The following is a 3,400-nucleotide window of genomic DNA, read 5'->3' as shown; positions in this document are numbered from 1 at the left end:
AGTTAGCAACCAATGCGCAGAAAAACCGAAAAGCAAGGTAACATTTTGCTCTGCTACGACACATATATTAAACGTTGTGCTTCATTATGAAAAAACTTAGAATTATACTTTTAGTACTTAATATATTAATAATATTTGGGTGTAATTCAAATGAAACTCAAAAAAGAAAATCTATTTCTAAACCTAAGATTAATCCAAACATTATTTTATTAGAGGCTGATAATATTGTAGTGTTAAACGAGATTGAAAAAAGTGTTGATTCTATTAAATTTAAATATGGAACTTTTGCTGGAGAGTGTATTGAATATTGTGATACTGAATTAACTATTACATCTAAGGGAGTAAGATATATTGAGTCTTCTCCAAACTACAGAAAAGACCTTCCTAAATTACCTCCAAAAATAAAAACATATAACATTTCATTTAATGATTATAATAAAATAATTAATTCTATTAATATTGAGAAAATCACAAAATTAGATAATAGAATAGGTTGTCCAGATTGTGACGATGGAGGAGCAGAATGGATAGAAATAAAGTATGACAATATCATAAAAAAAGTAACGATTAAATATGGAGCAGAAATAGAAGGTATTAAGAACTTGATGAAAATAATCAGAGAAATACAATTTAAAAAATAACGAAAGCACAACACTATATATGTGATCATAGCAGCAAAGGAATCAATCCAATGGTTATTGTATTTTTGGTAAGGCGCAATGCTTGCAGAATGTTAAAGTTAGCAATCAATGCACAAAAAAAACCAAAAGTAAGGTAACATTTTGCCTTGCTACGATACATATATTAAACGTTATCTGTAATAAGATCAAAATGGACGAAAAAACTAAAAAACAAATTGAATTACACTCTGCTGGAGCTACTGTAAGGCATAAAAGTCCGTTTTCTGAATTGGAGTCATATAAAAACGAGGAAAAACTAGATCAGGAGTTTATAAACAAATGGGTTATTCCATTCTATTTTGAACTTAACAATCAATCCGATGATTGGATTGAAACAATGATTAAGGTAAAATTAGAATTGACCGAAGAAGTAATTCTCAAAAACTTAGGAGATTTTAATTGGCGTACAAGATCAACTGGAAGTTATTTTGCTTCGATAAAGCAAGCATATCATTTAGAAGATATTATTGGAACACATTTGTTGAAAAGCGAAGTTTGTTACGCAGGAGCCGAATATGCCAAAACCATAGCTAGCTTTAACACCAGTAAATCTCCAAATTACCTAAAAAGATACCTAAAGTATTATCTAAAAAAACCTGAGCTTTATTTCGATCAAGACTCTGTAATGGTTGCTCTAAAATATTTGGACGAAATTAATGACACTAATCATGTTGACGAACATATAGAGGACTGGAATAATATGTTAAATTGGAGAAATAATTATACTTATAGAAATTTACAAAACCTTAAAAAACTGTTCCTGAAAAATCTGACGAAATTGATAAGGAACTAAATAAAATAGGTCCAATTGACAACTCAATTGATACTGAGTATTTCAAAGGTTATATCGAAACTCTAAAAACTATTATTGAAAATTAAAAAAACAGATAACAATTTGTATAGTTCATTTGCTCCCTTCGGGAAACAAACGCACCATACAAGAGACGTTGGCAACAATATGAAAAAAATTGTTTCATTATTAATATTCACATTGACAATTAATGTTTTCGGACAAAAAATTGAAATTGATTCTTCTCTAATTACTGAAAAAACCTTCCTCAAAACTTCTGGTTACATTTTTGAATCAGTAACAGCCGAGATCTTTAAAAATGATACAATCAAATTGGTTTTTATCCGTCCTTCTATGTCAAAAGCGTTTATTATTAACTTATCTGACAAAATTACTCCTGAGATTATATTAAGATCTGATTATCCCTCATTTGGAAAAAAATATTCCTCGTCTATCCCATTAGAATCTTTTAAACTTAAATTTAATAAGGCTAAATACAAATTAGGAGATACCCTAATGGCAAGAGTTGAATGTGTATCTAAGTCTTTTAAAAAATATACTGGAAATCCAAAATTTAAATATTCAGGTGAAATAATGCATATTATTCAGCACTAAATAAAACTGTTGCCAACAACATATATGTGATCATAGCAGCTAAGTGATCAATCGAATATTTCTGGTATTTTTGGTAACGCGCAATGCTTGCAGAAAGGAAAAGTTAGCAACCAATGCGCAGAAAAACCGACAAAAAGGGTAACATTTTACTCTGCTACGACACATATATAAAACGTTAGCCACAATTAATAAAAATGAACGGAATAACATTCATAGAGAATTTTATTGAAAGTCCAGCTGAGTTATTTGATAGATTAAAAAATGACGTGGAATGGGATGAAAGAATGTCTGCTAGAAAAACAGCAAGTTTTGGAAAAGCTTATAACTATTCACAAATAAGCTATCCTTTTAAAGAATTCACCTCTGAATTAAACAAAATAATTGATTTAATTGACCAAACTTTAGACTTTAAACCAAATAATTGTCTGATAAATTATTATTTGGATGGAAAATCTAAAATGGGGTTTCATTCTGATCAAACCGACATTTTATTTGAAAATACTGGTGTAGGAATTGTTTCGATTGGAGAAACTAGAATTCTAAGGTTTAGAAATATAAAAAACCGAGAAATAATAAAGGATTTTGAATTGCCTTCTGGTTCTTTTATTTATATGACTAACGAAGTTCAAGACGAATGGCAACATGCAATTCCAAAGTCGGATACTGAAAATGGTCGAATGAGTTTAACATTCAGAAAAATTAAATAATTGTGACTAGCAAAAAGATTTTAGCAGAAGATAAATACGTCCCAATTCTTTGCTTGCTGACAAAAGACATGCTTCCGACGATAGAAACAATAAATCAATTTGAAAAAGCGGGTAAGAAAACAATTGAAATCAAAAATTACTTGAATTGGACTCAAAATAAAAATGAAATAGTTACTTATAATGGTTATGGAATGTTTGAATTACAAATTCCTGCGAGTTTTGATTTTCTGATTGACATAAATGACGTAAATGGTGGAATTGAAGTAAAATCTACAATTCAACAAACTATGTGGAATGGTATGCTTCCTTTAAACATAATTGATTTTGGATATAAAACAACCTGTATAATTGAATTTGAAAAAGGAATTCCAAAAGTATTAAATGAATTGAACTATTATCAAGAATCTGATTTTAAATTAAGATTTGCGCTTTGCAACAAAAAAGATAAAGAAGTAATTTTAAATAAAATAAAAACTGTGGCTAACAAGGTGTATAAATCATAGAGGCTTCGCCACAACAATTCATACACGCAACGTTGTGTGCAATTCAAGATGGAAGACTGGAAATTAAATAGAACTTATATTTGGTTAAGAGCAGCAAGTATAATT

General features: G+C 29.2%; 5 protein-coding genes. All 5 read left to right on the top strand.

The window, feature by feature from the left end; genetic code table 11:
• Window positions 1-86 precede the first annotated feature (86 nt).
• The 5 genes from Q1A73_RS24335 to Q1A73_RS24315 all read left to right on the top strand — a co-directional run bounded on the left by Q1A73_RS24335 (window position 87) and on the right by Q1A73_RS24315 (window position 3,295).
• Complete coding sequence (locus Q1A73_RS24335) at window positions 87-641, top strand: hypothetical protein (RefSeq protein ID WP_299611381.1); 555 nt, start codon at window positions 87-89, stop codon at window positions 639-641.
• A 190-nt stretch (window positions 642-831) separates the two neighbouring features.
• Window positions 832-1,473, top strand: a complete 642-nt coding sequence (locus Q1A73_RS24330) for a DUF6000 family protein (RefSeq protein WP_299611378.1) — start codon at window positions 832-834, stop codon at window positions 1,471-1,473.
• 75 nt (window positions 1,474-1,548) lie between these two features.
• Complete coding sequence (locus Q1A73_RS24325) at window positions 1,549-2,085, top strand: hypothetical protein (RefSeq protein WP_299611375.1); 537 nt, start codon at window positions 1,549-1,551, stop codon at window positions 2,083-2,085.
• Between the two features lie 194 nt (window positions 2,086-2,279).
• On the top strand, window positions 2,280-2,792 hold the full coding sequence (locus Q1A73_RS24320) for an alpha-ketoglutarate-dependent dioxygenase AlkB (RefSeq protein WP_299611373.1): 513 nt from the start codon (window positions 2,280-2,282) through the stop codon (window positions 2,790-2,792).
• Between the two features lie 2 nt (window positions 2,793-2,794).
• Window positions 2,795-3,295, top strand: a complete 501-nt coding sequence (locus Q1A73_RS24315; protein ID WP_299611370.1) for a hypothetical protein — start codon at window positions 2,795-2,797, stop codon at window positions 3,293-3,295.
• Window positions 3,296-3,400 lie beyond the last annotated feature (105 nt).

Source organism: uncultured Aquimarina sp. (assembly GCF_947492115.1).
In the GTDB taxonomy this organism is placed as follows: Bacteria; Bacteroidota; Bacteroidia; order Flavobacteriales; family Flavobacteriaceae; genus Aquimarina.
The sequence above is the reverse complement of the archived record's forward strand: the minus strand, read 5'-3'. Positions and strand labels throughout refer to the sequence as shown.

What these genes read in the sequence shown, in the direction of transcription:
- Q1A73_RS24320 (WP_299611373.1), top strand. Translation starts at nt 2,280, where the DNA reads ATGAACGGAATAACATTCATAGAGAATTTTATTGAAAGTCCAGCTGAG.
- Q1A73_RS24335 (WP_299611381.1), top strand. Translation starts at nt 87, where the DNA reads ATGAAAAAACTTAGAATTATACTTTTAGTACTTAATATATTAATAATA.
- Q1A73_RS24330 (WP_299611378.1), top strand. Translation starts at nt 832, where the DNA reads ATGGACGAAAAAACTAAAAAACAAATTGAATTACACTCTGCTGGAGCT.